We start from the raw sequence: 26747 nt of genomic DNA on the forward strand, positions 1-26747 counted from the left end.
CAACGTTGAGAAGTCGCCTGCAAGCAGACGCTTCGGTCAGTGATCCAGCCGTGCCGGAAGAACCGGACCCGACGCACCCTACGCAGCCCCCGAAGATCCCGGAGAGCCATCTCCAAAGCTAAATGTCAGTGCCCGGTCCTACGGTGGGTCCTGTCCTTATTCACGCTTGCTGGGCTGCATGCGACTCGGACACGGCGGGGGCCGGACCTGACAGCGCGGGTCCGGCCTTCGCCGTGCCCCCGGCGGGGCCGCCGCGGAGGGTCACGGCATGTCCCGCAGCTCCGGCCCCAGCCCCGTCCAGCGCAGCTCCGAGGACAGATGCGCCATGTCGTTCCAGAACACCACCGAGGCCGGGCGGCCCGGCGCCGGATAGCGCAGGACGGTCAGCGCCGCGTTGCCGTGGTTGAGGCCCAGCCAGCGCCAGTCGGGGGCGCCGAGTATCTCGCGCACGAGCCAGCCGATCAGGAAGTTGTGGGTCACCACCAGCTCATGGCGGTCCTCGGTGCCCTCCACCGGACCGGTGAAGCGCTCCACCGCCTGCCGGGCCAGCAGCGGGCCCCGCTCCCGCTCCGCCGCCGGGAACCGATGGACGAAGTCGAGCAGGTGGTCGGCGGAGTCGGCGGGCAGTTCCGCACGCTCGGGGGTGTGCGGGACATAGTCCCCGGCCGCTTCGCAGAGGTGCGCGGGGACGCCGTCGAGCTGGTCGCCGATCAGCCGCGCGGTCTGGGCGGTCCGGGGCAGCGGACCGTGGTGGACCGCCGACAGGGGTACGCCCCGCAGCCGCTTGCCGAGCAGTACGGCCTGGCGGCGGCCCACGGCCGTCAGCTCGCTCTCGTCCTCGGTGGCCTCGCCGTGCCGGGTCAGATACAGATAGCGGGTGGCTGCGGTGGCGGTCATCGTTCCCTGTCGTTCCGTCGGCGCGCGGCTCCCCGGTCGGACCGGGTCGGGGCGCGCTTGCCCAGACGCGCGCCCCTTCGCGTACGCCCCCACTGGGTGCGCCCGTTCCGCTGCGCCCCTGAACGCGTACGCCCCCGTCGCGCGCCATGTTCCGTACGCCCTGTCAGACGGAGTCGCACCCGCGCGGGTTCCCGCGCGCCGCTAGGGTCCGTCTTCAAAGGGGGCGTCCGGCCGCGACCGGCGTCTGGTGCAGGGGGCACCTCCCAGCGGTAGCTGGGGGCGGCTCGCAAGGCGGAGGATCGCCCTCGTACTGGGCGTACTTGGGCGACTCCGACAACGCAGCGAGGTGCCGTGCCAGGCGTCGGGAGCAGGGCGGCCCCTTTGAAGACGGGCCCTAGGGCCGCTCTTCCGGCGGTTCCCCGTCATGCGGCCGGGACGGCCAGGTGCCCAGGGTCTCGTCCGGTGCCAGCCGGACGACCACGTCCGCCAGCTCCGCGCACACCCGCTCGATCTGCCGCCGGGTGTTGTTCCGTTCGGCGATGATCGCCGAAAGCAGCAGCGCGGTCAGCGCGGTGGTGCCGTTGAACGCCTGGAGCGTCACCATCTGGGTCAGCAGCGAATCACCGGCGAACGGGCCGACGTCCACGGCCGTCGCGTGGATCGCGAGGACGGAGACGATGAACGAACACGGTGCCGCGCCCGCCAACTGGAAGCGCAGCGCCGCCCAGATCAGGAACGGGAAGACCAGGAAGAGCAGACTGGCGACGCTCCGGGTGGCCACGAGCGTCACGGCCGCGGTGCCCGCCAGCAGGACCACCGCCTCCAGCCAGCGGGCGGGGCGGACCCCGCGTGGCGGACGCGCCCCGCGCAGCGCGAGCAGCAGCGGTGTGATCACCAGAACCCCCATCGCGTCACCCGTCCACCACACCGACCAGGTCGGCCAGAAGCCGTCCGTCCCGAGCGCGTCCGCCAGGACGAGTACGGTCGTGCCGACGGTGGCGCTGATCAGCATCCCGAGCAGCGCGCCGAGGAACACCAGGGCCAGCGCGTCCCGGAGCCGGTCCAGGGAGATGCGGAAGCCCACCCGCCGCAGCAGCAGGAAGGCGCAGAGCGGGGCGAGGGTGTTGCCCGCGACGATGCCGGTGACGGCGAGCGGCGACGGGCCGATGGGGGCGTTGACCGCGAGCGCGCCCAGCGCGATCCCCGGCCAGACGGCGGGGCCGAGCAGCAGCAGACAGGCCAGCGCGATCCCGGTCGGTGGCCACAGCGGGGTGACCTGGCCGCGCACCAGCTCCTGCAACAGCCCGATCCTGGCGCCCGCGTAGTAGAGGGCGGCCACGGCCGCGATCCGCAGAACCATGGCACCGTATCGCCGGATCCCCTCGTCGCGCGCCACAGCCGCCATCTGACTACGCCCGCGTCCGCGCGGTACGGCTGACACGCAGACGGGCCCGGGGACCCCGCCCGTACGGGGGAACGGCGCGGCGGGGCCTGACGCGGACGGGCGCCCGGGGCGGGGCCGGGTGCCCGTCAAGGCCGTATTGACACCGTAATCCGTGGGTTCTAGCGTCCTGTCCACGGCGGTCCGGACCCGTCAACTTGCCTGCCTGTAAAGGTCAGTTGGGCCGGACGTGGTCCGGTGTGGGTGCCGGCTGCCGGACCGTGCACCGCGGTGCGATCGGTCGGTTCGTCAAAATCAAGCAAGAATGTGGCGAACCTCAAGAACCACCCCTAAGCTCCCCCGGCACGGAGAACACACCACGTCCACGATGTGGACTCCCACCACATCAACGGGCGCGCATATGCGCACCGGGCTTGCCCCCTTGCACGGGAGACGTCACCGTTGTCCCCCACGGCCAGGGGCCGCGCGCCCGCATTCGACTGGGACCGGAGGTGCCATGGGGCCCATCGTTCCACCCCTCGTTCCACCGTATGAGACCGTCGGGGACGGTCCGCACCATGTCATGGCGGTACACGGCTGGTTCTCGGACCGCTCCGCGTACGCCGCGATGCTGCCGCACGTCGACCGGCGGGCCTTCACCTACGTCCTGCCCGATCTGCGCGGCTACGGGGATGCGCGCGATGTCCCCGGCGCGTTCACCACCGAGGAGGCGGGGCGGGATCTGCTCGCCCTCGCCCACCACCTCGGCTGGGACCGCTTCTCGCTCATCGGACACTCGATGGGCGGCGCCGTCGTCCAGCGGGTGGTGGCGGCGGCTCCGCACCGCGTCCGCCGGCTGGTCGGGGTGGCGCCGGTGCCCGCGAGCGGGGTGCCGATGGAGGGTGAGCAGTGGGAGCTGTTCGCGGCGGCCGCCGAGCGTCCGGAGAACCGGCGGGCGATCATCGACATGACCACCGGCAACCGTCATCCAGCCGCCTGGCTGGACCTGATGGTGCGGCATTCGCTGCGGCGCAGCGACGCCAAGGCGTTCCGCGCCTGGCTGGACTCCTGGGCCCTGGAGGACTTCCACGAGGAGATCAGCGGCACCGTGGTCCCGGTCCGGGTGGTGGTCGGGGCGCACGACCCGGCGCTCACGGCCGAGGTGATGCGGCAGACCTGGCTGCGCTGGTACGCCGACGCCGAGTTGGTCGAGCTGCCGTGCGCCGGGCACTACCCGGCCGATGAGACCCCGCTGGAACTGGTCCGGGCCGTGGAGGACTTCATGGCTGCCGACGGCTAGCGGACGGCACGGTGGCGCCGGGGGCGGTCGACGGCAGGGCCGTGGCCGAGGAAGAGGAAGGGGCCGGGGAAGAAGAGGAGGAAGAGGAGGAAGGGGAAGCGGCGGCGCCGTGCTTCTTCGAGCCGTGCTTCGCCTCGTTCTCCTGGTACTTCTTCTCGGCCTGCCGGTACTTGGGCAGCAGATCGTTCACGATCTTGTCCACATAGCCGCGCGTCTCATCCATCTTCGGCATGCCCCCGGCCCTGAGCACCGCATTCGGCCCCGCGTTGTACGCGGCCAGCGCGAGCCGGGTGGATCCCCGCCGGGTCGAGCCGCCGGGGACCTCCTTGACCACGGTGTACAGATGGCACATATAGCGCGCCTGTGAGGGGATGGCATCCCGGGGCTCCCAGACGTCGGCCCTGCCGTCCCCGTCGCCGTCCCGGCCCCATTCCTTCCAGGTCTGCGGGGCGAACTGCGAAATGCCCTGGGCCTGTCCGGAGTCGGCGTTCACGCGCCAGCCGCTCTCCGCGTCGATCTGCGCCGCCAGCAGCGGAACGCTCAGGGGCGAGCAGACCCGCGCCGCGGCCTCCAGCACCGGACGCCGTGACTCGGGGATCACCGGCAGCTCGGGCTTCGAGGGCTCGGTGAGCTGCCGCACGACGAGGACCGCGGCGACGACCAGGGCGAGCCCGGCCACGAACGCCGTGACGATCCCGGTGGTACGGCTCAGCATGCCGGACCCGGCAGGGAAGGGATGCGCATAGGGGGACGGTAGCCGGAATCCGGTGCCGAGCCGTAATCGCCGGGTGACACTCGGCCGATGCGCAGATGGACCGCCGGTGGCCATCCGGCCGTGGCTCCGGCCCGGGCCGGCCCCTCAGCCGCGCGGGTCCGGCCGCCGCCTCACCGCTGCTGGACCGGCTGACCCGCCGCAGCCGCCACCGGCACCCGGCCCGGCTCGTCCTCATCGGGGCGCCTCATCACATAGGCCGCGCCCGCACCCGCCCCGAACAGGGCGAGCACCGAGACCGCGGTCCCGGCCCAGGTGGCGCCGAGCCACTGGCCGCCGATGTAGCCGAGGGTCACGCTGTAGGCGGCCCATGCCAGCCCGGCCACCGCGGACCAGGGCAGGAACTCCTTCACCCTGCGGTGGGCGGCACCGGCGCCGAGGCTGACGACCGAGCGCCCGGCGGGTGCGAAGCGGGCTATCACCACCAGCGGGCCGCCGCCCCGGATCAGAGCGGTGTCCAACTTCTCCTGCGCGTTGGTGAGTCGGCGTGAACGAGCAATGGCTCGATCCAGTCGGTCGCTGCCACGCCAGGCCAGGCGATAGGCGACCATATCGCCGAGGACGGAAGCGGTCGCGGCGCAGAGCACCAGGGCCAGCATCGCGGGGAAGTCGGCGGCGTCCGCCCGGCGCACCACACCGACCGCGTCGACGGTGGTCCCGGCGGCCGCGGTGGCCGCGGTGATGACGAGGACCCCGCTGGGCAGAACGGGCAGGAAGACGTCGAGCAGTACCGACAGCGCGATCAACGCGTAGATCCATGGGGTGTTGGTCAGCGACCCCAATTGTTCCAGCACCGTTCTTCTCCCGATCCCGTTCCCCCCGCTGCGTCTGCCGCCGGGAAGCGGCAGACGCGGCCTGTACAGCCATACAGCGTACGCCTAGGACGGGTGAGGATAGCGGTACGGGGTGATGATGTTGTTCGAATCACGCCATGCGGGGCACATGACCCCGCATGGCGTGATGCGGGACGAGTTCTGAACTGCTGTCCCGTTACACCGCGGTGGGCTGGCGCCGCGGCTCGGTCCGGTCGGACGCCGCGCGCGAGGAGCCGAAGAGGCGCTCCAGCGCCAGCGGGCCGGGGCCGGTGAAGACGAGGAGCAGCAGCGCCCAGCAGAACATCGCGGACGACTCGCCGCCGTTCTGGATGGGCCACAGCTTCTCGGGCTGGTGCTCCACGAAGTAGGCGTAGGCCATCGAGCCGGAGGCTATGAACGCCGCGCTGCGGGTGCCGAGTCCGAGCATCACCAGTCCGCCGCCGACGAGCTGGATCACCGCGGCGTACCAGCCGGGCCAGGTGCCCGCGTCGACGGTCTTGCCGGTGCCCATCAGCCCGCCGAACCAGCCCAGCAGGGAGGCCGCGCCGTGGCAGAAGAAGAGCAGGCCGACGACGATGCGGAAAAGGGACAGAACGTACGGTCTGGCGCTGTCGAGCAGTTCACCGAGAGAGCGTGGCGCGGTCGAGGGAGACATGGGGGACGGGCTCCTTGTTCCGGGGACAGGAAACAACGCGCCAGGTTAGGTTACCCTCACCATTTGTTGCAAGTTCAAGTTCCTGCCAATGCGGAGCCTGCGATCACCGGTTCATGGAGCCGTGACCTCGTGTCTTGGAAACGGATACGCGCGATTCAGGAACGGATACGCGAAACGGGGACAACTTCCTGCCAGGGGTCCCCCGAGACGGTCACACTCAGCACCGCACGCGCTATCGCGTCCGTATCGCACAACGTGACCGAGTTCACCCCGGGCCGCGCCCCGGCGGCCGTCACCCAGTGGACGCCCTCGGTGGGCACCCCGACCGCGAAACGACGCGGGTGCGGCCGACCCTGGGCGTCTATGAGCCGATACGGCGATGGGGTGATATCAATACCGGCTGTTTCATAGCCGTCCACCTCATGCGGACGGCATTGCCCGGTATGCAGCAGCCACAGCAGCAACTCATCCGCCGTACGGCGCAGATCGGGCTCCGGCAGCCGGGCCTCGATCAGTGTCGTGGCCCGCACCGGCTCACCGGGCACCTCCGCCGACCGCCCCAGGAAACCGGCGCCGTCGCTCCCGGCCGCGGGGGAGACCGTGAGCCCCGGGCCCAGGACCTCCAGGACGCCCGCCTCGATCAGCGCGGCCATCTCCTCGATCCGGCGGCGCGGCGGGCCGATCGAGAGGAACGCGTTCAGCGGGGTGTACCAGCCGTCGAGGTGGGCGTCGCGCGAGGCGCCGCTCAGCCCGCCGTGGTCGACGATCTGCCGCAGCTCGTTGCGCAGGTCGCGCAGGACGTCCAGGGCCGCCTTCACCGGCCCGGCCACATTGCCCTGCCGCGCCTGCGCCACGTCCTCGCGCAGATACGCCAGCAGCCAGCGCCGGAAGTCGTCGCGGCCGGTGAAACCGCGCCCCCGGTGCGGCCGGGACACCGTCTCCCAGCACCAGCGCCGCCCGGCCGGGACACCGAATTCCGTGAGCACCGCCGCCTCTTCGGGACCGCCGTGCGCGGTGGCCAGGAACGCCTGCCGGAAACGGGAGGCGGGGGCGGCCGGGGCGGGAGCCGGGTCCCGGGCCAGCAGCGCCTCGTAGTAGACGGTCTCGGCCTCCTTGGCCACCAGCGGCCATATCTCGCCCAGGAAGTCCGGCGGATCGCCCGCCTCCGCCCGCTTGCGGAACTGGGCGAGTACATCGGGGGTCAGCAGCAGCGGAACGTGACGGCCGTACGGGCCCTTCGCGTTGTCCCCGCGCGCCTGGTACGGGATACCGCGCCGGGACCCCGCGTACAGCCGGGGCTCCCGCCCCGAGGGCCGGTAGACCAGCGTGGGCCCGTCCGGACCGGTGGCGGGTACGAACCGGCCGCCACGGCCCTGCGTCAGCAGCGCCACATGGTCGAAGAAGTTCAGGCCGAGACCGCGCAGCAGCACCGGTTCGCCGGGCGCGACGGGCGACAGGTCGACATCGGCCGGGTTGGCGGGCGGGTAGTAGCGCAGTCCGAACCGCCCGGCGTGGGCCGCGAACCGGGCCGCCGTCGCGTCGGCCGCCGTCGCCAGATGTCCCTGGGCCAGCACCACCGCGCGCAGCCCGGCCAGCCGGGTGCCGTCGTCGAGGGTGAGTACCTGCCCGCCGTCCGCACGGTCCTCCAGCCGTACCGCGCGGGCGGTGTGCACCCGGACCGTCACCGGCTCCGGGGCGCCCCGCACCACCTCCGCGAACACCCACTCCAGATAACGGCCGTACAGCGCGCGGCTGGGGTAGTCGTCCGGGCCGAGTCCGGGTGCGATGCCACGCGCGGCGGCCCATTCGTACAGACTCGGCCCGGTCCGTACCGGTCCGTCGCACACCACACTCGCGTCGGTGAACAGGGTCACCTGCGAGGCCACCGTGTTCATCAGCAGTTCGCCCGGCTGCGCGGTGCGCCACACCCGTCCGGGGCCGGGCGGGTACGGATCCACCACATGCACCGTCAGCCGGGCGCCGGGGGCCAGTTCCGGGGCCGAGGCGCACAGTCGCTCCAGCACGCTGGTGCCGCGCGGACCGGCTCCGACGACGGCTATGGCGTGGGGGTCTCCGGCCAAGGTGGTGTCTCCCGGGGCAGCTGGACGCAGGGGGCGCGCGCCCATCATGCCGGTCGCCCCCGGAGAATCGAGCCGCTGGCCGGAACTGATTCCTCCGGTGTGGGGCGGATCACGTGCGCCGCGGTGTGAGTCATCCCACCCGCCCGTTATGCGGGGTCAGTGCGCGGAGGACGGCCCTCCGGTCAGGGGCCGGTCCACTCCGTCTCCAACGCCGAGGTCAGCCGGGCCGGGCCGCCCGACGGACCGCCCCGCGCCTGGTCCATCCGCAGCCCCGCGGTACGACCATGCAGGATCAGGGTCATCAACTGATTGCCGAACCATGGACCGCCGGTTTTGCGCCAGCTCAGCCGGGAGCGCGGCACCCGGCCGTGGCGGGCGAAGAGACGGCCGACCGCCCGCCCCGCCCTGCTCCAGCCGAAGCGGAAGCCCGCCCGGATCGAGGCATGGATGCTGTTGTGCACCGGGGAACAGGTCAACTGGCGCACCTGGCTGCGCGGCCGTTCCGGCCAGCGCGACCAGTCCGGTTCGGCGATATAGGCGTGGTGGACATCGCCCGACAGCACACTGATCGTGGCCGGGGCCGACGGCGCGGCACCCACCTGCGCGATCAGGCCGGTCAGGGCGTCGAAGGACTCGGGGAACGCGCCCCAGTGCTCCAAGTCGCCCCGCTGCCGCAGGTCCTCGCCGATCCGGGCCCAGCGCGCCCCGCGGCGCCCCGCGCACACCGAGGCGTTCCAGCTCTCGACGTCATGCACGAAGTGGGGGAGCAGCCAGGGCAGCGAGCTGCCGATCAGCAGGTGGTCATAAGCCTGCCCGGCGGCGGACCCCGCACCGGTGCCCTCCAGCGCCTGTTCACGGACCCAGGCGAGCTCCTCGTCGTGGAGCATCGCCCGCTCGTGTTCGCTCAGCACCCGGGCGCCCCGGGTGTCCACCATCAGCAGCCGCACCGGTCCGAAGTCACGGCGGTAGCTCCAGCGCGTGTACACCGGGTCGGCGTCGGCGTGGGAGGCGAACTCCCGCAGCGCCTCCGTCCCGTCGGCCGCCCCGCTCACCGTCGTGTACAGCGGATCGGCGGCCAGTTCGGCGGGGGAGAGGTTGCCCAGGTGCTGATAGACCCAGTACGACATCAGACCGCTGACGATCCGCTCCTGCCACCACGGAGTGGCGCGCATCCGGCTCAGCCACGCCTCGCTGGTGTTCCAGTCGTCTATGACGTCGTGGTCGTCGAAGATCATGCAGCTCGGGACGGTGGAGAGCAGCCAGCGCACCTCCGGGTCCAGCCACGATTCGTAGTAGAGCCAGGTGTACTCCTCGTAGTCCGCGACCTGCTCGCCCGGTGGCTCGGACAGCTCGCGGCGGCCGGCGATGCGGCCGCGGATCCCCTCGGAGGTCTCGTCCGCGTACACCTGGTCGCCCAGCAGCACCAGGACATCGGGGCGCGGGGCGTCGGGGGTGCGCGCCAGGGTGGCGGCCAGCGTGTCCAGGGCGTCGGGCCCGATCGGGTCGTGCGAGGCGTCCGAGGGCGGTGCGGCCCAGCGGCAGGAGCCGAACGCGACGCGTACGGGCGCCTGGTCGCTCCCTGCGGTGGCGGGCGCGGGGGTGCGGATCGTGCTGTCCGGGAAGTCCGCACCGGGCAGCGGCCAGACCTGCTCACCGTCCAGCAGCACCCGGTAGGCCGTCTCACCGCCAGGACGCAGTCCGGTGACCCGGACCATGGCGTAGTGATGTCCGGCGACCTGCCAGGTGGCGGCCGTTCCGCCGGCCCCGTCGGCACAGCGCACCTCGGCCTCGCAGGGCCGGTCGGTCTCGACCCAGACCGTCGCGCTCGTACCGGTCTCCCAGTCGACCTGCCGCAGCAGTGGTCCCAGGCGCAGCCCGGCCATCCGGCCCTCCTCCGTCGTTGCCGTATGCGTACGGTACGGAACGACGGAGGAGGGTGAGGAGGTTCCGGCGCGTGTTTCGTGTCGCCGCCGCCGCGCTGGGGCGGGTCAGCAGCCGCCGAGGATCTCGTTCAGCTTGGACTTCTCGGCGTCGTCGACCGACAGCTTGTACTCGTGCTTCACCGAGACCCACATCCGGGCGTACATGCAGTGGTAGGACGCCTTCGGCGGGAGCCACTCGGCCGGGTCCCGGTCGCTCTTGGCCTGGTTCACATTGTCCGTGACGGCCACGAGCTGCGAGTGGGTGAGGTCGTTGGCGAAGCCCTGGCGCTGGTCGTCGGTCCAGGAGCTCGCGCCGGAGGTCCATGCCTCGGCCAGCGGGACGACATGGTCGATGTCCACGTCGGCCGGGTCGGTCCAGCTTCCGTCGTCGTAGGGGGACTTCCAGGTGCCGCTCTTGGCGGCGCAACTGGAGTCGGTCTGGACGTTGCTGCCGTCGCGCTTGAGGACTTCCTCGCGGGTGTTGCAGCTCCCGCTCTGGGTGATCCAGTGCGGGAACTTCTCGCGGCTGTAACCGTCCATCGACCCCTCCGTCTTCACCGTCAGCTCGCCCAGGTAGCCACGGGCGGTCTCGGCGCTCGGCGGCGCGGGGGGCTCGGCCTGGGCATTCGGCCCGTTCAGGACGAGAGTGCCCAACAGGGCCGCGAATCCACCGAAGACGGATATTCGACGCGCGTAGACGCTGCGCCGGGTGGAGTGGATGCGCATTGAGGACATGCGTACTCCCTTGATGTGGGGGGTCGTTGGCCGGTGCCCGGCCATCGTGTCGGCGCCGTATTGCCGTGGGGTTGGCGCCAGGTAACAGGGTGGCGACGCGACCATGTCAACGCAAGGGGCTTCTGGAATCGGGTGTGCCGTCCGTGCGTACCACCCGCGTGGTGAGCGGCCGTTATCCGCCCGGTCACCCGGCCGCCGGAGATCGCCGGGGCGTCCCGTATCCTGGGGGCAGCAGAAGGGGAGTAGCTCCTCGCCGGACCGTCGACATACTGCCCGCCCCTCGAGGTGCGGGCCGGCGCCCGGAGCGTACGAAAGTGAGACCGCCGTCACATCGCACGGCGTGCTCGTCCGTACGCCAGCGAGACCTTCGGCCGCAGTGTCCGACACTGCCGTGCCGAAGCGATCCCTCCCCCGGGGCCCCTCGGCGCGGCCCGACCCGATGAGGTATCCAGCCTGTGTTCAGCTTCACCGTCGCCGCCGTCGTCTTCGGCGTCGTCTTCCTCGCCGAGCTGCCCGACAAGACCGCGCTGGCCGGTCTGATGCTCGGCGCCCGCTACCGCGCGTTGTACGTCTTCGCCGGTGTCGCCGCCGCCTTCGCCCTCCATGTCGGCCTCGCCCTCGCGGCGGGCAGTGTGCTCACCCTGCTTCCGCAGCGGTTGCTCTCGGCCATCGTGGGTGTGCTCTTCCTCGGTGGCGCGGCGATGCTGCTCCTCAAGAAGGACGAGGACGAGGAGGAGATCCGCAAGCCCGCCGACCAGAGCTTCTGGAAGGTCTCCGGGGCGGGCTTCATGCTGATCCTGGTCGCGGAGTTCGGCGATCTGACGCAGATCATGACCGCCAACCTCGCCGCCCGCTACGACGATCCGCTCTCGGTCGGCGTCGGCGCGGTACTGGCGCTGTGGGCGGTGGCGGGCCTGGGCATCCTGGGCGGCCGCACGCTGATGAAGTACGTACCGCTCCGGCTGATCACGAAGGTCGCGGCCCTGGTGATGCTGGCGCTGGGCGCCTTCAGCGTCTACGAGGCGGTGTCGGGCTGACCCTGCGGGGCCCATGGCGGGGCCGGTGCGGGGCGGGGGCTTCGGGCCCCGGCCCGCACCGGTTCGGCATGGCCCGGCGGGCCACCCTCGATTCGGCTCGGTCCTGCTCCGGGAACGGCCCGGCCGGGGCCGCGATGTGCTCGCTCGGGAAGCGGTGGTGTGGCTCGGGCCGCGCTGTTCTGAACCGGGGCGCGGTGCCCGTCTCGGGGTCGCGTGGTCCCCGGGGCGGCTGTCGCCCTGCGGCGCGCGCCGCGGCGCTGGTGGCGGCGGCCACGACGGCCCGGTTCGGAGTGTGATGACCCGGGTCGTGCCGCGGGTCGGGCGGCGAGGGTGTGGCTCGGGCCGAGTCTCAGGCCGGGACGTGGAGCCGGAGGGTGCCGTCGGGGCGGGGCTCGATGCGGATCCGCTCCAGGTCCGGGACATGGGCGTCCGGGGCGTGGGCCGCGGCGCGCGGGCCGACGCCGACCACCCGCATCCCGGCGGCCCGTCCGGCCGCGATGCCCACCTCGGAGTCCTCGAAGACCACGCAGTCCCCGGGCGCGAAGCCCAGTTCGGCGGCGCCCTTGAGGAAGCCCTCCGGGTCCGGCTTGCTCACGCCGACCCGCTCCGCGGTCACCCGCACCTCGGGTATCGGCAGTCCGGCCGCGTCCATCCGGGCGCGGGCGAGGCGTTCGTCGGCGGAGGTCACCAGGGCGTGCGGAAGCCCGGCCAGTGCGGCCATGAAGGCGGGGGCGCCGGGCACCGGTACGACACCGTCGAGATCGGTGCTCTCGCGCTCCAGCATCCACTGGTTGTCGGCCAGGTTCTGCGCGGCGGGCCGGTCCGGCAGCAGCACCGCCATGGTGGCGTGTGCCTGCCGTCCGTGGACGACCTTGAGCACGCTCGCCTCGTCGAGTCCGTGGTCGGCGGCCCACAGCCGCCAGTAGCGCTCGACGACGGCGTCCGAGTTCACCAGGGTGCCGTCCATGTCGAGGAGCAGGGCGCGGGCGGTGAGTGTGGCGGTGGCCGGCATCGGCGGACTCCTCAGAAAGGGTGGACTCCCCTGGAGAAGGGCGGACTCCCCGGAAAAGAAAACAAGTGGCTCCGCCCGCCGGTCAGGGAGTGCGGGCGGAACCACTTTGTTCCTCCACCATACAAATAGCTCCGCCCCGACGCCAGTCCCCCTGGTGATCCCCGTGCCGTCCGCCTGTCCCGGCGGGCCGCACGATCACGGCTCGTCGGTCCTGGACTCCAGGTCACGGCGGGTCTGCTCGCCGTAGGTCCCGTCCGGGTCGCCCGCCACGTCATAGCGGTCCTGGTAGCCGGAGACCGCGTCCTTGAGCCCCTCGTCGTACTCGCCGTCGGCGGCGCCGAGGTACATCAGCAACTGCGTCAGCCTCTTCTGGAGCTCGCGGACCTCGTCCCCGCTGTCGCCCTCGCCCAGTACGGGCGGACCGGTCGGCTCCGGGGTCGTAGGCGGGGTGGAGTCCGGATCGCCCGGCCCGGTCGGCTCCGGTTCCGCCCCGGTGGGTGTCGCGGAGGCGGCGGCGCGCGGCGGCGCGGGTGCGTCGTCGCCGCGCGGGCCGGAGCCGGAGCCGGAACCGGAGTCCGTGTGCGGGGCGCCGGAGTCGTCCGCGGCGGACGGTCCGGCGCGGTCGGGGGCGGCGGGCGCGGCGGGTCCGCCGGAGGCGTCGCCGCTTCCGGTTCCCCGGCCGTCACCGGGGTCGGCCGGGGTGCTCGGGCGGCTGGTCGTGAGCGCGTGCCGTTCCTTTCCGCCGCCGTCGTCCTCGCCGTCACCGCCCAGCAGGCCGGTGCCGAGGACGAGCGCTCCGGCGACGGCCACGGCGGCGGCACCCGCGAGCGCGAGCGCGACGGGCTTGCGGCGGCGGCCGGACGCGGCGGCGTCCCCGGGCGTGGTGTCCCCGGCCGTGGTGTCCGCGTCCGCCGCGGTCGCCTGCGTCCGGTCGGCGTCGGCGCCCGGCTCCGGTCCCGGCTCCGTCTCCGACGGTCCGGAACCGGAGTCGGGCCGCGCCTGCCTCATGGTGTCGCCGGTGTCGCCGGTGTGGCCCGCCGCCGAGGTGGTGGTGGCCGCGCGCGCCGCGCAGGCGCACCCGGGGCGGCCGTTGGCACGCGCCGGGGCCAAGCAGTGCGGGCAGGATTCTGCCGTCACGAGTCTTTCCCTCCCTGGATTGGCAGCGATTATGCGCATCCGACCGGCTTCCGTGCAGGTGTTCGTTCGATGGGTGGACAACTGCGTGGACCCGCTCGGCGGGCCGTAACGGGGCATAAAGGTGAGGATGGGGTCACGATGGGAACCCCAGCAGCCGAGGAGTCGCCATGGCGCAGGACGCCGGCCACCCGACTCCGGCGCCGGGCGCGCCGGGTCCCGTGGCACCCGCCCCCTGGGAGGGACGTCCACCGCGTACCGTCCTGGTGGCCATCGGCGCGCTGCTGCTGGGACTGCTGCTCGCGGCGCTCGACAGCACGATCGTCTCCACCGCGCTGCCGACGATCGTCGGCGACCTCGGCGGTCTGGAGCATCTGTCCTGGGTGGTCACCGCGTATCTGCTCGCCTCCACCGCCGCCACCCCGCTGTGGGGCAAGCTGGGCGACCAGTACGGGCGGAAGCGGCTCTACCAGGGCGCGATCGTCCTCTTCCTGATCGGCTCGGCGCTGTGCGGCCTCGCCCAGAACATGGGTGAGCTGATCGCCTTCCGCGCGCTCCAGGGACTGGGCGGCGGCGGGCTGATCGTGCTGTCGATGGCCATCGTCGGCGATATCGTCCCGCCCCGTGAACGCGGCCGCTACCAGGGCCTCTTCGGCGGTGTCTTCGGCACCACGAGTGTGCTCGGCCCGCTGCTCGGCGGAGTGTTCGTCGACCAGCTCAGCTGGCGCTGGGTGTTCTACATCAACGTCCCGGTGGGCATCGTGGCCCTGCTCGTCATCGCCGCCGCGCTGCACATCCCGGCCCGCCGCACCCGGCACACCATCGACTACCTGGGCACCGCCCTGATCGCCGCGATGGCCGCCGCCCTGGTGCTGATGGCCTCGCTCGGCGGGGTCACCTTCGGCTGGGGCTCCTGGCAGATCGTCGGGCTCGCGGTGGTCGGCGGGCTGCTGCTCGTCGTCTTCGTCCGGGCGGAGGCGCGGGCCGCGGAACCGGTGCTGCCGCTGAAGCTGTTCCGCAGCCGCACCTTCACCCTGTGCGCGGTCATCGGCTTCGTCGTGGGCTTCGCGATGTTCGGCAGCATGACCTATCTGCCGACCTTCCTCCAGGTCGTCCAGGGCGTCTCACCGACCGTCTCCGGTGTCCATATGCTCCCGATGGTCGTCGGCATGCTGATCGCCTCGACCCTCTCCGGACACCTGGTCAGCGTCACCGGCCGCTACAAGGTCTTCCCGATCCTGGGCACCGCCGTCACCGCCATCGGGCTGCTGCTCCTGCACCAGCTTCAGGAGACCAGCGGGGTGGTGGAGACCAGCGCGTACTTCTTCGTCTTCGGCACCGGTCTCGGCCTGGTCATGCAGGTGCTGGTGCTGATCGTGCAGAACTCGGTGGGTTACGAGGACCTGGGCGTGGCCACTTCCGGCAACACCTTCTTCCGCTCGATCGGCGCCTCCTTCGGCGTCTCCGTCTTCGGCACGATCTTCGCCAACAACCTCGGTCCGCACATCACCGAGGCGCTCGCCGGGCAGCGGCTGCCCGCGGGGATCGACATCGGCACCCTGACCGCGGATCCCCGGGCCATCGGACGGCTGCCGGACGAACAGCGCTCGGCGGTGCTGCACGCGTACTCCGTCTCCATCACCGATGTCTTCCTCTATGCGGTGCCGGTGGTGCTGATCGCGTTCGTGCTGGCCTGGTACCTGCGCGAGGAGCCGCTGCGGGGGAGCGTCACCGCACCGGACGCGAGCGAGGTCCTGGCCAGCAACCCGGTCGAGCGCTCCTCGCGCGACGAGTGCGCACGGGCGCTGTCGCTGCTGGGCAGCCGGGAGGGCCGCCGGCAGATCTACACCGACATCACCGAACGGGCCGGGCTCGACCTCAAACCGGCCGCGAGCTGGATGCTGCTGCGCATCAGCCACCAGGGGTCGGTCGAGCCCGCGATGCTGGCCGAGCGCAGCCCGATCCCGCTGCGGGTCATCACCGAGGCGTCCCGGCAGATCGAGGAGCGCGGGCTGGGGCGGCGGTACGGACTGGACCTGTCGCTGACCCCACGGGGGCAGGAGGCGGCGGACCGGCTGTACCGGGCCCGGGAGGCGTCGCTGGCCGAGCTGCTGGGCGACTGGTGGTCACCGACGCGGCCCACGGACCTGATGGAGCTGGTGGACGAGCTGTCGCGGGAGATGTGCGGTTCGGACGCGGAACGGCCGCGGAACGGAGGCGCGCGGGGTGGCCGGGGCGGTGCTGGCCAGTGGCAGGGGCCGGAGCCGCCGTGGGCGAGGTGAGCGCCGGATGAGGCGCCCCGCCCCGGACCCTGCCCCTCACCCCAGCTCCTTGGCCATCCACACCTCTGCGTACGTTCCGTCGCCGAACGGCGCGACGTCCCGGTAGCCGTGCCGGGCGTACAGCGCCCGCGCCTCCACCAGGTCCAGCCGGGTGTCCAGCACGATCCGCCGGGCACCCAGTCCGCTCGCCGCCGCCTCCACGGCGGCGAGCAGCGCAGCGCCCCCGCCGAGGCCGCGGCTGCCGGGTTCGATGTACACCCGTTTCAGCTCGACGGTGTGCGCGTCCCGCCGCCGCAGCCCGGCGCATCCGGCCGGTCCGCCCGCACCGTCGCGCCGGGCCATCAGGAACACTCCGTCCGGCGGGGCGAGGTCATCGCTGTTCATCTCCGACAGCGCGCGTTCGATCTCGGCGGCGGTGGCGTCCCGGCCCTCGTGCAACCGGTAGTAGCGATCGGCCACATCGACCAGGTACGCGCGCAACAGGCCGACCGCCACGGGGTCGTCGACGGGCAGCGCGGACACCGTCCAGGAGGCGGCGGGGCGGGGTGTGCGGAGCGGGGTGCCGGACATGGCGCGCATCCTCGCAGCGGCGGCCCACATGACGCGACTCAGTTTGAGGCCGGGCGCTCGGGCTACCCGCATAGGTAGGGCGCTCCCGGATCCGTCGGGGGCGACTGGCGGGAAGGGCAGAAGCAGACCATGTCAACTGGCGCCATCATCTCCGTGGTTGTCGTTGCGGTCGTCGTCGCGGCCGCGCTCGCCGTCCGGTTCGCGCGGGGCGGTGCGGGGCGCAGAGAGCGCGTACTGCGACGCCACTTCGGACCGGAATACGAACTCAGTGTGGCGGAGCACGCGGGCGACACCGCAGCCGCCCACCGGGACCTGGACGAACGGCTCGCGCGCTACCGGGACCTGCGGACCGAACCGCTCTCCGGTGAGCTGCGCGAGCGGTACGTGGCCGAGTGGGCCGGTGCGCAGGAGCAGTTCATCGACTCGCCCGAGCGCACGGTGGCCATCGCCGACGAGCTCCTGGCGCGCCTCGCCCGGGACCGCGGCTACCCGTCCGAAAGCTACGCGGAGCAGGTCGCTGCGCTGTCCGTGCACCACTCGCACTGTGTGCAGGGCTACCGGCAGATCCACAACGCCGCGGCGCGGACACGTGAGGGACTGACGGACACCGAGGAGCTGCGGGAGGCCGTGGTGCACGCCCGGCCGTTCTTCGAGGACCTGGTGAAGCCGCCGCACCACGGCGACACGCACCAGGCCGCCACCCCCGCTCCGGCACCGACCGCACACCGCTCCGGCCGCGGCGGCCGGTGGGCGCTCGGCCTCGGTCAGACGAAGAAGGGCGGAGCCTGGTGACGGACCCGAGGACGGAACACCCGGTCGCGATGGAAGACCCGATCGCCCCGCACACCCCGGGGCACGACACCCAGCGCCTCAGGCGCGTCAACCGGCTGAGCGGCGAACGCCACGAGACACGGCGGCTGCGGACGGTGGGCAAGCCGCCCGAGTCCGAGCCGAGCCCGGCCCGGACCCCCGGCGGCCCCAGCTTCCCGGTGCTGCCGGTCAGTGAGCACGACGCGCTGGAGGAACGGCTGCGGCACGCGGTGAGCGGTTTCGTGGATTCCCCGCGCGGCGCGGTCGAGGAGGCGGACGCCCTCTTCGACGAACTGACGGCCCGTATCGCCGCCCTGCTCGCCGACCGCCGCGACACCCTCCGCTCCGCCTGGCACGCCGACGGCACGGACGCCTCTCAGACGGAGGAACTGCGGCTGGCCATGCGCGGCTACCGCAACGTCCTGGAGCGCCTGCTCACCGTCTGAACGCGCGATACCGCAAACCGCCCCCGGCCTCCCCGGCCGGGGGCGGTTTCTTCGGTAACTCCTTGTGGTGCTTCTGGCGCGGTCATACGTTTGGGATGGTCAGGAATTGGGGGCGCCCGGCCGCGATGTGTGTTTCCGGCCGTGCGCTGACGCTATAGGGGAAGCGATGAGACCTATGACGGCCGGCGCGCGCGAAATTCTGGATATCGCGGGGGAGGTAGCCAGGCTCAGGGACGCCGTGCACATCGAGCCCAGGGACGTGGCGCTGGCCGCCGTGGTCCTCCACTTCCGTCGCTTCGCGGAGGAAGTGGAGGCCCCGGAGGTGTTATCGCTTTCTCCGGAGATGCTGACGATGTCGGACGCGGTCCGGGACGTCATGACCATCGGAGAGGGCGAACTCCGGGCCGCGGAACTGGTCGAGCTGGCGCGGCGGGACGGCACCGAGAGCGCTGACTACCTGGAGCATGTGTGGTGGGGCACCAAGGACCGCTGACCGGTCTTGCCCTCTCGATCAGCGAAACGAGTCGACGTTCTCGCTCACCCAGTCGTCGTAGGTCCGCGGCGGGCGGCCGATGATGTCCCGCACGGACGGCCGCTGGTCGGCGGTCCACTGGACGAGTTCGTCGAAGCGGGCGCCGTACTCCTCGAGTGCGTACAGCGTCACGTCGATCGCACCCTCGGGCCAGCCACGGCGTCGCCAGATGGCCCGGCTCTCATCCGCCGTCAGATCGACCGTGTCGAGGTCGCGGCCGAGGGCGGTGGCGATGCTCCGTATCCGTGAACGGGTGCTCAGCGGTGGGCCCACGGCCTCGACGACCGCCCCGGTGTGGTCATCGCCGACCAGGGCGGCGGCCACGACCGCGGCGAGGTCCTCCTCGTGGATGAAGGGGTAGTGGCCCTGGCCGAGGAGGGCTTCCCGGACCACGCCGTCGGCGCGCACGGTGTCAGGCCAGTCCGACCCCGTCGCCGGGTAGGTGCCCTCGATGACGGCACCCATCACGGCCGACGGCCGGATGTGCGTCCAGGCCATGCCCGAGCGCTCCACCGCCTTCTCGATCGCCAGCCAGAACCAGGTTTCCGGCGGATGGACCGCTTCGTACTCGGGCCCGTGAGACGACAGCAGAACGACTTTGCCGACGCGGGCGTTGCGGGCCAGGGTGAGGACATCCCCCACCGTTGCCGGATGGGCACCGGCGAGGAAGAGGGCCTCGACGCCGTCGAAGGCTCGGGCACGCTCCAGCGGCCGGGTGACGGACCCTTCCACCACCTCGACCGTCTCGGGCCAGCCGCCGCACTGGTCCGGCTCGGCCAACACCCGCACCCGCCGCCCCATGGCGAGCAGTTGCCGGGCCAGGCACCGGCCGACGATCCCGGTCGGGCTGTTGCCTTCATCCTTGCGCGGGCTGACGGCGGTCAGCAGGAAGCGCTCGAACCTGTCCACAGCAAGACCTTTCAACGCGTGGGCGGAGATCTTGCACCGGGTCCGGCTCCGGGGACCACGGCTGCGGATCGAGGCCGGGGAGCGTATCAGCCCATCAGGTCAGAGGGTGAACGGATCCTCGTCGAGCCTTACTGACAAATGCTCCAGAGTGTCTTTGAGGCTCGTCGGTGCACCGTTCAGCCCTTCGCGCCGCTCGGCGACATGACCGATGAGGCGGAGAGTCCGCCCAGAAGAGATGCCGGGCGTAGCGGTGAACAAGGACCGGGCTACGTCTTCCGCGTCGCGCCAGGCATTGACCTCGAGCAGGCACAGCGCGAGTCGTGCAACGCGCTCGCTTGAGTAGCCCGTCGTGACATCGCGTCCGGGCTCTACGGACCGCAGTAGTAGCTCGATCGCCTTCTCCGCATCACCTGCGATGTGAAGCGCGTGACCCCACTGGCGATCGATCTCCCCACCAGTCACCCACCACGCCCATTCCGGCTCACCGACGGTGTCACCGCCCTCGATGAGCGAGCGGGCGCGTCCGAGCGATTCGTCCGCGTCCGACGTACGTCCCGTACCGACCAGTGCCTTGGCCTCGCGGATGCGGAACATCGCCTCGACGCGGGGGGACAACCGTCCGCGGTGGAGAACCGACCGGGCGGTGGACAGGGCCTCCTGGTTCCGTCCGCACCATTCACTCTGCATGGCCATGTTCTGCAACGTCAGCAGCGCGATGGAGCGGTCCCCCGAGAGATTCGCGAGGAACAGTGCCTCATGGTTGAAGCGCCTGGCGGCGTCTTCCTTTTCCGCGTCCCACAGTGCCCAGCCAGCGACTTCGGCGAGTTCCGCGGCGGCCGACTGGATGTCGCGCTCATAGCGGGATTCGTAGTCTCCGTTTCCCAGCCGTTGATGAACGACCTTGAACGCGCGGGCCGCGGGTTCGGCGATGGACACCCCGTCGAGTTCATTGTCCAGGACGATGAGCCGACGGGAGGTCTCCCGGATGGCTTCCGCGAAGTCGGCGCCACGCGCCTCATGGAGTCTGAGGATCCGGTCGGGGGTGGACGGTGAGGCGGTGCCCACCGAATCCAAAGGCGCTGCCATTCGCGTCGCGATGTCGACGAGTTCGCCATCGGTGCTGAGCAACTGGTCCAGACCCGCGACGAGTTGAATCGACGGCTGCTGCTTTCCGCAGAGCACACGGGACAGATAGGCGTGGTCGTAGTTCAGGCGGCGGGCGACCGCCCGGACGCTCATGCCCCGATCGCGCAGCAGGTCGCGGACTCTCTGGCTGAACTCCCCGCCGTTCATGGTGACCAGAGTACGGGGTGTCACCGAGCAGTCACCAGCCAGTCACCAACCGGGACTCCACCGGCGCGGTTGTCTAGGCGTAGATCAACCGACGCCGCACAGGAGCGCCAACGTGGAAGAGAACAAGTCCCCCGGGTTACGGGCGACATGGCCCGGTCAAGGTCTGACCGGCCCGAGGAACGTCCACACGGGCATTCCGTCGGAATGCCCCGTCTGCCGGCTCGTTCTTCCGGCCGGGCAATCACCCGTGCGGTGCGATGTGTGCCGCGCTCTGCTGCGACAGCAGGCGCACTGGAACGCCGTCGGGGACTATTCCAAGGCGGTGGATTGCCTGGTGGCACTCCAGCGACACCATGAGGGGCCGCTGCACAAGGACACGGACCGGTGAGGCGCCGCCCCATGATGACGCTGCGGGTGTCCCGGGACGGCGGGAAGACCTACGGGCCGGTGCGCGTGGTCAGGTCCACCGAACCGCTGAGTCCGGTGGAGACGTCGGCGTGGCCGCCGTGCCGGTGCGCACGATGTGCGTCGGCGCGGCAGCCGCGCTGATGGCCGATGTGTGCGGCCCGTGGGTCAGCCCTGCTGGGGGGCTGCCTGCTGGACGACCTCGAAGGACCAGAGGGTGGAGCCGGCGGCGGCGGGCTTCTGCTGTGGGGCGTCGTCGCCACCGCGCTGGTGGGCCGCCTTCATGGGGCCCTCCATCCACGCCTGGAAGGACTCCTCGTCGCGCCAGCGCGTGTAGACGAGGTACTGGTCGGTGCCCTCGACCGGGCGCAGGAGCTCGAACCACTCGAAGCCGTCGGAGTTCTCCACGGATCCGGCGCGCGAGGCGAAGCGCTTCTCCAGCACCTCGCGCTGCTCCTCGGGCACGGTCAGCACATTGATTTTCACGATACTGGGCACATGACACCTCTCATGTAGCGGTCGCCAGGCCGGCGCCCTGACCTCGACTCTGTGTGCGCAGTCTCCTACATCGGACAGTCGGACCTGTGCGCGGCCGGGTGTGTGCTGAACATTCGAGGATGAGGTGATGAAAAGTCGCCTGCTACCGACCGGAAACCACACAAGGGGACTCTAACGTCCGGTCGCATGACTTATAGACGTACCACAGTGGCCGGGCTCGCCCTCGCGCTGCTGTTTCTCGTGCTGGGCATAGGCACCCAGCCCGCGTTCGCACATGTCTCGCGCGAGCACGCCGAACTCGTGGTCGCGCCCGGAGACGACGTCAGCAGCGGTCGCCTCATCGTGCACAACGCCGTCGTGGCCCCGGAGCGGGCGGGGGACTGGGCGGCCGGGCTGCTGTCCGCCCCCTGCCCGGCCACCGGCTCGGGCGTGCCCGGCGACAGCGGTGGAGTGCCCGGTGGTGTCGTCGTCGAGCTGGTGTGGAGCTGTCACGTCGACGCGCTCGACCTGAGCCGGCTCATCGAGGAGGGCGGACTGGCCCGGGTCGTCGTCGAGTTCGGCGGTACCGCGGTCGATGCCTCAGCCGTCACCCCGGTCGTCGACGTCCGGGGCGCGCACGCGCTGCCCGCCTTCCCCTGGTTCACCGTCATAGGCGGCACCGGCGCGGGTGTGCTGCTGCTGATCGCCGTCTGGAGACTGCCGTCCCTGGTGCGTGTGGTGCGCCGTGGCCGGCGCCGGATCCGGCTCGCGACCGGGTGCGCCGTCGCGCTCTCCTTCCTCACGCCCCAGGCGGCCTTCGCCGAGCCCGCCGAACCGGCGGCGGCCACCGTCACCGTCGAGGGCACCGTCTTCAAGGACCGCGACGGCAATGGACGGCGCGACGCGGGGGAGCCGCCCATGTCCGGCGTCGACGTCACCGACGGCGCCGTCTGGACCACGACCGGGGCGGACGGCTCGTATCGCCTGGCGACCGACCCGACGCGCCGCGAGACCGACCTCGTCAGCATCGTCTCGCCCGACGGTTACACGCCCGCCCTGCGCAAGGACTACATCCCGCGGTTCTCCCACAGGGTCCCCGAGGCCGGCGGCACGGGCATCGACTTCGCCCTCGTGCCCGACCGCAACGCCTCGAACCCGACCGAGAAGTGGGTCATGAACTCCGACACCGAGGTCGGTAACCGCGACGACGCCGAGGCCAAGAGGGCCCTGCCCCAGTGGACGGGCCAGGTCCAGGCGATGTCCGAGGTCGACGGCGCGACGATGCAGATCGCGACGGGTGATCTGACGGTCACGGACTACGCGGCCGAGCCGCGCCGCCAGGGCGGATACGACCTGTTCAGCAAGGGCCTGGAGGAGGGGCGGCTCGGCCACCCGTTCTACCCGGTGATGGGCAACCACGACTTCGGCGGTACGCAGACCTCCCAGGGCTATGCCGGCAGCCTGGAGTACTACCGCCGCAACCTCGCCCCCGAGTGGTACAGCTTCGACCGCAACGGCCGCCATGTCGTCGTCCTGGAGGACAACTACGACGCGAGCGGACTCGAACCGCAGCTTGAGTGGCTGCGCGAGGATCTCGCCCGCCACGCGGTCGGCAAGCAGGTCTTCGTCTTCGCGCACCGCTCGCTGTTCACCCAGTGGGGTCCGGGCGCCGGTATGCAGCCGACGATCGACGAACTCGCCAAATACGACGTACGGATGGTCGCCACGGGCCACAACCAGCAGTCCGAATTCCGGCGCGGCGCCTTCAAACGCTCGGTCGAGGTCAACAACCAGGGCACATACGGCATCGACGGGGCCCGCCCCGACTACAAGGTCCTCGACTTCAGCGCCATCACGGACAATCCGCGTACCCGTCGCGACGAGGACACCGGCCATGTGACGGGTATCCACCGGCAGTTCGAGATCGACGACGACGCCGCCCTGGTCAGCCCCGCGCAGGACAGTGTCCACGGAGCGAAGGCCGGCGTCCCCGTCGAGATCTACGCGGAGGACGACGGCCGTACGCCCGCGAAGGCAACGCTCACCGTGCGGAACGGCCGGGGCCATGTGGTGAAGCGGACCACGGTCCGCTTCGGCAGGGGAGTGGGAAAGCCCGGCATCGAGAACTGCTACACCCCGCCCGGCGGTGACCCCGAACCCTGCCCCGACGCACGCGGTGCGTGGACCCGGGCGAGCGGCAGGCTGCACGGGCTGCCGCCCGGCAGGTACACCGCCGAGTCCGTCCCGTACGACACCCGGGGCGGGAAGTTCCCCGTGGTCAGGAACGCCTTCAAGATCGTTCGGGACCGCGGACTCGCGAAGCCGCGTACCGGGCAGGACTGGCTGCGGCAGGGCGGCAGCGAGGCCGGACGGTCCGCGAGCGGCGACCAGCCGGGCGCGAAGCTCGACCTGAAGTGGGCCCGGCAGACCGGCGAGCAGTTCAACCTCAACGGCTCGGTGCTGGCGGACGGCAGGCTGATCGTCTCGTCCCGCGCGTTCGACTCGCCGTACAGCATGATGCTCGCGTACGACATCGCCACCGGCCGTGAGCTCTGGCGTACGTACCTGGACGGCGACGCCGAGTCGGCGCCGACTCTCCACGGCGGCAGGGTCTATCTGACCACCGGTGTCGGACGGATCTACGCCCTGGACGCCGGGACCGGCCGCATCGCCTGGCAGTCGATCGACCGCGAGGAGGCCCACGGCGACACCGTGCGCCGCTACGGCCGCGCCGGCGGCCCGGTCAGTGTCTTCGCCCTCACCGGCGAGCACGACCGTACGGTCGCCGTCTACCAGGACGCGAACATGATCCGCTGCCGTGACGCGGCGACGGGCGGGCTGCTGCCCGGTGGATTCGAGGCCGCTTTCTCATGGGGCCAGTCCCACAGCACGGTGATCCGCGAACCCGGTTCCGACACCGCCTATCTGCACTCCTCGTCGAGCAACACCGTCATCGCCATGGACCTCACGAGCTGCAAGCAGCAGTGGACGAAGGACACGGCGGGCGATATCGACAGCCACTCCTCACCCGTGCTCACCGACCCGGTGACGGGTGAGGCGGAGCTGGTGACGTTCACGGCGTACGGCACCCGCGGGCACGATCCGAAGACGGGAGCGGTGACCTGGGAGTCGAGGCTGGGCGGCGGCAGCGTCTGCGAGCCGGGCCGAGCCCCGCTCACCAGTCCGGCCGTGTGGGGCGACACCGCCTATGTCGCGGGCCGGGACGGTGTCGTACGCGCCTACGACACGGCGGCGACCGACCCGTCGAAGCCGGTGTGGGAGTGGAAGTCCGGCTATCTGCCGGGGGAGAGCCCGCTGGATGACAAGTGGCGGGTCGCCAAGGGCTGTTCGGCAGCCGGAAGCGGGTCGCCGACCATGCATCCCCTGGTCACGAGAACCCATGTGTATGTGGGGACCTGGGACGGACGGCTCGTCGTCCTGGACCGTGCCACCGGCACCCGGGTCGCCTCGTACAACCTCGGCGCGGGAGTGGCCTCGGCCCTCTCCGTCAGCGGCGACTGGGTCTTCGCCCTCACGGACGACGGCACGGTCCACGCGTTGGCCGCACACCGCGACTGAACGCAGGGGAAGCACCGCCCGTGCGGTCACTTCCGCACCGGGGTGCCGCTCCTGCTGTCCGCCGTCCCCGCGCCGCTGTCCGGCAGCGCGGGGACGGCGCAGGCGGACCGGCATGTTCGCGGCGAGCCGTTCAGCCGTGCAGCCGCAGTCCCTTGGTCACCTTGTCCACCGCGTTGCGCGGTCCGTACACCGCGAGGCCCACCAGACGGAGGTCATCGGCCGCCACCGCCCGTACCGCCGCGCGGTTGTCGTCCTCGTTGCCGGTGCTGAACAGCTCCTCGGTGTACACGGCGGTGGCCAGGCCACGGGAGAGGGCACGGGAACGGGTGCGGGTGAGGCCGGGGGAGTCGGCGGCGTAGACGAGGACCGGCTCGCGGAACATCGGGAGGTAGGTGTTGCCCGAGGCGTCCTCGTACGCCTTGCCGACCATCTCGTCGGTGGCGTGGGCGAGCCCGCTGGAGAGGAAGGCGGTCACATTGAGCTTCTGCCAGTCGGCCAGGTCGTCCCGGACGATGACCGCGATCTTGGTGTCACAACGCATGGGACGACCCTCCCCCGCGTCCCGGTATGTGGTCTTGAACGCTGGTGCGCGGCGGTCGGCTGCACAATGGAGGGGTGACCCCAGGTGGCGAGCGGAACGGCGGCTCCGGCGACTGGGCCCGCTACTGGCGCGACCCGGACCGGCCGGTCGAAGCCATGCACGCGCACTTCTTCAGCCACCGGTTCCACCCCCACAGCCATGACGCGTACTCCTTCGCCGTCACCGAGGCCGGTGCCCAGCGCTTCCGCTGCCGGGGTGCGACGCGCACCAGCGGCGCGGGGATGGTGATGGCCTTCAACCCCGACGATCCGCACGACGGGGAGGCCGCCGCCGACCTCGGCTACAAGTACCGGATCATGCACATCGGTCCGGACGTGGTGCGGGACGTGCTCTCCGACGTGGGAACGGTCGACCGGGACCGGGTGGCCCTGCCGCTCTTCGACGAACCCGTCCTGTCCGACCCGGTGCTGCGCCGCGCCCTGCTGGGGCTGCACACCGCTCTCGTCGGGGGCGCGGGTCCGCTGGTGCGCGATGAGTGGCTGACCGCCACCGTCAGCGCGATGGTGCGGCGCACGGCCACCCGGCCGGTGCGCGCCCGCACCCTTCCGGCGGGCGGTGCGCAGACGGGGGCCGCCCGGCGTGCGCGGGCGCTGCTGGAGGAGGAGTACGCGCTGGAGATCCCGGCCGACCGGCTCGCGGCGGCGGCCGGATGCAGCCGGTTCGCGCTCTACCGGGCGTTCCGTGCCGAGTACGGCATGGCGCCCAGCGACTTCCAGCGGCAGCTACGGCTGCGCCGCGCCCGCGGGCTGCTGGTCGCCGGGTGCAGCGCGGCAGAGGCCGCCGCGGAGGCGGGGTTCGCCGACCAGAGCCACTTCCACCGGTGGTTCGTGCGCTGCTTCGGGGTCACCCCGGGGACGTTCCAGCGGGCCGCGGGCCCGGCCTTCCGGCCTGCTTCCTGACGGTCTCCGCCCGTCTCCGCCCGTCTCTGCCCGTCTTCCCGCCCGGTCTTCCTGACAGATGTTCGGACGGCGTCGAGCTGTGGTCGAACGCCGGTCGAACGACAGTCGGGCGAAGGAGGAGCGTTCCGCATCCGCCGCAGTCGGCTCAGTAGGGTCTGTTCTCGCCGGATCGATACACAAAGCGACTGGGGGACAGCGGAGCG

The 26747-nt window shown here is 71.5% G+C and carries 23 protein-coding genes; 8 read left to right on the forward strand and 15 right to left on the reverse strand.

Features of this window, described 5'->3' with window-relative positions:
• Window positions 1–261: 261 nt before the first annotated feature.
• Together NMK44_RS36825 and NMK44_RS36830 are read right to left on the reverse strand one after the other, a co-directional pair.
• Window positions 262–897, reverse strand: a complete 636-nt coding sequence (locus NMK44_RS36825) for a histidine phosphatase family protein (RefSeq protein WP_254751594.1) — start codon at window positions 895–897, stop codon at window positions 262–264.
• 394 nt (window positions 898–1291) lie between these two features.
• The gene (locus NMK44_RS36830; RefSeq protein WP_254751596.1) at window positions 1292–2302 is read right to left on the reverse strand and encodes an MASE1 domain-containing protein; all 1011 of its coding nucleotides are present in this window, start codon (window positions 2300–2302) and stop codon (window positions 1292–1294) included.
• A gap of 493 nt (window positions 2303–2795) precedes the next feature.
• Between NMK44_RS36830 and NMK44_RS36835 the strand changes: the two genes are divergently transcribed.
• Entirely contained in the window at window positions 2796–3578 is a 783-nt protein-coding gene (locus NMK44_RS36835; protein ID WP_254751602.1) for an alpha/beta fold hydrolase, read from the forward strand.
• Here NMK44_RS36835 and NMK44_RS36840 read toward each other — a convergent pair.
• From NMK44_RS36840 to NMK44_RS36865, 6 genes are all read right to left on the reverse strand, one after another.
• On the reverse strand, window positions 3559–4293 hold the full coding sequence (locus tag NMK44_RS36840) for a lytic transglycosylase domain-containing protein (protein ID WP_254751609.1): 735 nt from the start codon (window positions 4291–4293) through the stop codon (window positions 3559–3561). The two genes, NMK44_RS36835 and NMK44_RS36840, sit on opposite strands and share 20 nt — an antisense overlap.
• Before the next feature lie 170 nt (window positions 4294–4463).
• Window positions 4464–5144, reverse strand: coding sequence for a DedA family protein (locus NMK44_RS36845; protein WP_254751611.1), 681 nt, complete (start codon window positions 5142–5144; stop codon window positions 4464–4466).
• Window positions 5145–5340: 196 nt separating this feature from the next.
• Complete coding sequence (locus tag NMK44_RS36850; RefSeq protein ID WP_254751613.1) at window positions 5341–5820, reverse strand: DoxX family protein; 480 nt, start codon at window positions 5818–5820, stop codon at window positions 5341–5343.
• A 155-nt stretch (window positions 5821–5975) separates the two neighbouring features.
• On the reverse strand, window positions 5976–7946 hold the full coding sequence (locus tag NMK44_RS36855; protein ID WP_254751711.1) for an FAD/NAD(P)-binding protein: 1971 nt from the start codon (window positions 7944–7946) through the stop codon (window positions 5976–5978).
• 137 nt (window positions 7947–8083) lie between these two features.
• Window positions 8084–9784, reverse strand: a complete 1701-nt coding sequence (locus NMK44_RS36860; RefSeq protein WP_254751615.1) for an alkaline phosphatase D family protein — start codon at window positions 9782–9784, stop codon at window positions 8084–8086.
• A 105-nt stretch (window positions 9785–9889) separates the two neighbouring features.
• On the reverse strand, window positions 9890–10558 hold the full coding sequence (locus tag NMK44_RS36865; RefSeq protein WP_254751617.1) for an HNH endonuclease family protein: 669 nt from the start codon (window positions 10556–10558) through the stop codon (window positions 9890–9892).
• Window positions 10559–11013: 455 nt separating this feature from the next.
• Here NMK44_RS36865 and NMK44_RS36870 point away from each other — a divergent pair, with 455 nt between their 5' ends.
• Entirely contained in the window at window positions 11014–11595 is a 582-nt protein-coding gene (locus NMK44_RS36870) for a TMEM165/GDT1 family protein (protein WP_254751619.1), read from the forward strand.
• Between the two features lie 349 nt (window positions 11596–11944).
• Here the strand turns inward: NMK44_RS36870 and NMK44_RS36875 are convergent, their stop codons facing one another.
• Together NMK44_RS36875 and NMK44_RS36880 are read right to left on the reverse strand one after the other, a co-directional pair.
• Window positions 11945–12607 (reverse strand): HAD-IA family hydrolase, encoded by a 663-nt coding sequence (locus tag NMK44_RS36875; protein WP_254751621.1) that lies wholly within the window; start codon window positions 12605–12607, stop codon window positions 11945–11947.
• Window positions 12608–12802: 195 nt separating this feature from the next.
• Window positions 12803–13744: a peptidoglycan-binding domain-containing protein gene (locus NMK44_RS36880; protein WP_254751623.1), complete on the reverse strand. Its 942-nt coding sequence runs from the start codon at window positions 13742–13744 to the stop codon at window positions 12803–12805.
• A 167-nt stretch (window positions 13745–13911) separates the two neighbouring features.
• Between NMK44_RS36880 and NMK44_RS36885 the strand changes: the two genes are divergently transcribed.
• Window positions 13912–16023: an MDR family MFS transporter gene (locus NMK44_RS36885; protein WP_254751625.1), complete on the forward strand. Its 2112-nt coding sequence runs from the start codon at window positions 13912–13914 to the stop codon at window positions 16021–16023.
• Between the two features lie 36 nt (window positions 16024–16059).
• On the opposite strand, the gene NMK44_RS36890 is transcribed toward NMK44_RS36885, so the two are convergent.
• Window positions 16060–16593: a GNAT family N-acetyltransferase gene (locus NMK44_RS36890; protein ID WP_254751627.1), complete on the reverse strand. Its 534-nt coding sequence runs from the start codon at window positions 16591–16593 to the stop codon at window positions 16060–16062.
• Window positions 16594–16722: 129 nt separating this feature from the next.
• On the opposite strand from NMK44_RS36890, the gene NMK44_RS36895 reads away from it, so the two are divergent.
• The 3 genes from NMK44_RS36895 (at window position 16723) to NMK44_RS36905 (ending at window position 18342) form a co-directional block, all read left to right on the forward strand.
• Window positions 16723–17385: a hypothetical protein gene (locus tag NMK44_RS36895; protein ID WP_254751629.1), complete on the forward strand. Its 663-nt coding sequence runs from the start codon at window positions 16723–16725 to the stop codon at window positions 17383–17385.
• A complete protein-coding gene (locus NMK44_RS36900; protein ID WP_254751631.1) occupies window positions 17382–17849 on the forward strand; it encodes a hypothetical protein in 468 nt (155 codons plus the stop codon). The genes NMK44_RS36895 and NMK44_RS36900 overlap by 4 nt, the downstream gene beginning before the upstream one ends.
• Window positions 17850–18024: 175 nt before the next feature.
• A complete protein-coding gene (locus tag NMK44_RS36905; RefSeq protein ID WP_254751633.1) occupies window positions 18025–18342 on the forward strand; it encodes a hypothetical protein in 318 nt (105 codons plus the stop codon).
• A gap of 18 nt (window positions 18343–18360) precedes the next feature.
• Here the strand turns inward: NMK44_RS36905 and NMK44_RS36910 are convergent, their stop codons facing one another.
• The 3 genes from NMK44_RS36910 to NMK44_RS36920 all read right to left on the reverse strand — a co-directional run bounded on the left by NMK44_RS36910 (window position 18361) and on the right by NMK44_RS36920 (window position 21486).
• Window positions 18361–19290: an NAD(P)H-binding protein gene (locus tag NMK44_RS36910; protein ID WP_254751635.1), complete on the reverse strand. Its 930-nt coding sequence runs from the start codon at window positions 19288–19290 to the stop codon at window positions 18361–18363.
• Between the two features lie 99 nt (window positions 19291–19389).
• The gene (locus NMK44_RS36915) at window positions 19390–20583 is read right to left on the reverse strand and encodes a helix-turn-helix domain-containing protein (protein WP_254751637.1); all 1194 of its coding nucleotides are present in this window, start codon (window positions 20581–20583) and stop codon (window positions 19390–19392) included.
• 573 nt (window positions 20584–21156) lie between these two features.
• Window positions 21157–21486 carry an antibiotic biosynthesis monooxygenase family protein gene (locus tag NMK44_RS36920; protein WP_254751639.1) on the reverse strand — a complete coding sequence of 110 codons (330 nt, stop codon included), beginning with the start codon at window positions 21484–21486 and terminating at the stop codon, window positions 21157–21159.
• 186 nt (window positions 21487–21672) lie between these two features.
• Between NMK44_RS36920 and NMK44_RS36925 the strand changes: the two genes are divergently transcribed.
• On the forward strand, window positions 21673–25044 hold the full coding sequence (locus tag NMK44_RS36925) for an outer membrane protein assembly factor BamB family protein (protein WP_254751641.1): 3372 nt from the start codon (window positions 21673–21675) through the stop codon (window positions 25042–25044).
• 130 nt (window positions 25045–25174) lie between these two features.
• On the opposite strand, the gene NMK44_RS36930 is transcribed toward NMK44_RS36925, so the two are convergent.
• Window positions 25175–25585 carry a DUF2000 domain-containing protein gene (locus tag NMK44_RS36930; RefSeq protein WP_254751643.1) on the reverse strand — a complete coding sequence of 137 codons (411 nt, stop codon included), beginning with the start codon at window positions 25583–25585 and terminating at the stop codon, window positions 25175–25177.
• 155 nt (window positions 25586–25740) lie between these two features.
• Between NMK44_RS36930 and NMK44_RS36935 the strand changes: the two genes are divergently transcribed.
• The gene (locus tag NMK44_RS36935; RefSeq protein WP_254751713.1) at window positions 25741–26544 is read left to right on the forward strand and encodes an AraC family transcriptional regulator; all 804 of its coding nucleotides are present in this window, start codon (window positions 25741–25743) and stop codon (window positions 26542–26544) included.
• The last annotated feature ends 203 nt before the right edge of the window (window positions 26545–26747 follow it).

The organism is Streptomyces cucumeris (assembly GCF_024295805.1).
GTDB lineage: Bacteria > Actinomycetota > Actinomycetes > Streptomycetales > Streptomycetaceae > Streptomyces > Streptomyces cucumeris.

Excerpts from the sequence above, each read along its gene's own strand:
- NMK44_RS36825 (WP_254751594.1), bottom strand. The coding sequence starts at position 897 with ATGACCGCCACCGCAGCCACCCGCTATCTGTATCTGACCCGGCACGGC.
- NMK44_RS36830 (WP_254751596.1), bottom strand. The coding sequence starts at position 2,302 with ATGGCGGCTGTGGCGCGCGACGAGGGGATCCGGCGATACGGTGCCATG.
- NMK44_RS36835 (WP_254751602.1), top strand. The coding sequence starts at position 2,796 with ATGGGGCCCATCGTTCCACCCCTCGTTCCACCGTATGAGACCGTCGGG.
- NMK44_RS36840 (WP_254751609.1), bottom strand. The coding sequence starts at position 4,293 with ATGCTGAGCCGTACCACCGGGATCGTCACGGCGTTCGTGGCCGGGCTC.
- NMK44_RS36850 (WP_254751613.1), bottom strand. The coding sequence starts at position 5,820 with ATGTCTCCCTCGACCGCGCCACGCTCTCTCGGTGAACTGCTCGACAGC.
- NMK44_RS36855 (WP_254751711.1), bottom strand. The coding sequence starts at position 7,946 with ATGGGCGCGCGCCCCCTGCGTCCAGCTGCCCCGGGAGACACCACCTTG.
- NMK44_RS36860 (WP_254751615.1), bottom strand. The coding sequence starts at position 9,784 with ATGGCCGGGCTGCGCCTGGGACCACTGCTGCGGCAGGTCGACTGGGAG.
- NMK44_RS36865 (WP_254751617.1), bottom strand. The coding sequence starts at position 10,558 with ATGTCCTCAATGCGCATCCACTCCACCCGGCGCAGCGTCTACGCGCGT.
- NMK44_RS36875 (WP_254751621.1), bottom strand. The coding sequence starts at position 12,607 with ATGCCGGCCACCGCCACACTCACCGCCCGCGCCCTGCTCCTCGACATG.
- NMK44_RS36885 (WP_254751625.1), top strand. The coding sequence starts at position 13,912 with ATGGCGCAGGACGCCGGCCACCCGACTCCGGCGCCGGGCGCGCCGGGT.
- NMK44_RS36890 (WP_254751627.1), bottom strand. The coding sequence starts at position 16,593 with ATGTCCGGCACCCCGCTCCGCACACCCCGCCCCGCCGCCTCCTGGACG.
- NMK44_RS36895 (WP_254751629.1), top strand. The coding sequence starts at position 16,723 with ATGTCAACTGGCGCCATCATCTCCGTGGTTGTCGTTGCGGTCGTCGTC.
- NMK44_RS36905 (WP_254751633.1), top strand. The coding sequence starts at position 18,025 with ATGACGGCCGGCGCGCGCGAAATTCTGGATATCGCGGGGGAGGTAGCC.
- NMK44_RS36915 (WP_254751637.1), bottom strand. The coding sequence starts at position 20,583 with ATGAACGGCGGGGAGTTCAGCCAGAGAGTCCGCGACCTGCTGCGCGAT.
- NMK44_RS36925 (WP_254751641.1), top strand. The coding sequence starts at position 21,673 with ATGACTTATAGACGTACCACAGTGGCCGGGCTCGCCCTCGCGCTGCTG.
- NMK44_RS36930 (WP_254751643.1), bottom strand. The coding sequence starts at position 25,585 with ATGCGTTGTGACACCAAGATCGCGGTCATCGTCCGGGACGACCTGGCC.
- NMK44_RS36935 (WP_254751713.1), top strand. The coding sequence starts at position 25,741 with ATGCACGCGCACTTCTTCAGCCACCGGTTCCACCCCCACAGCCATGAC.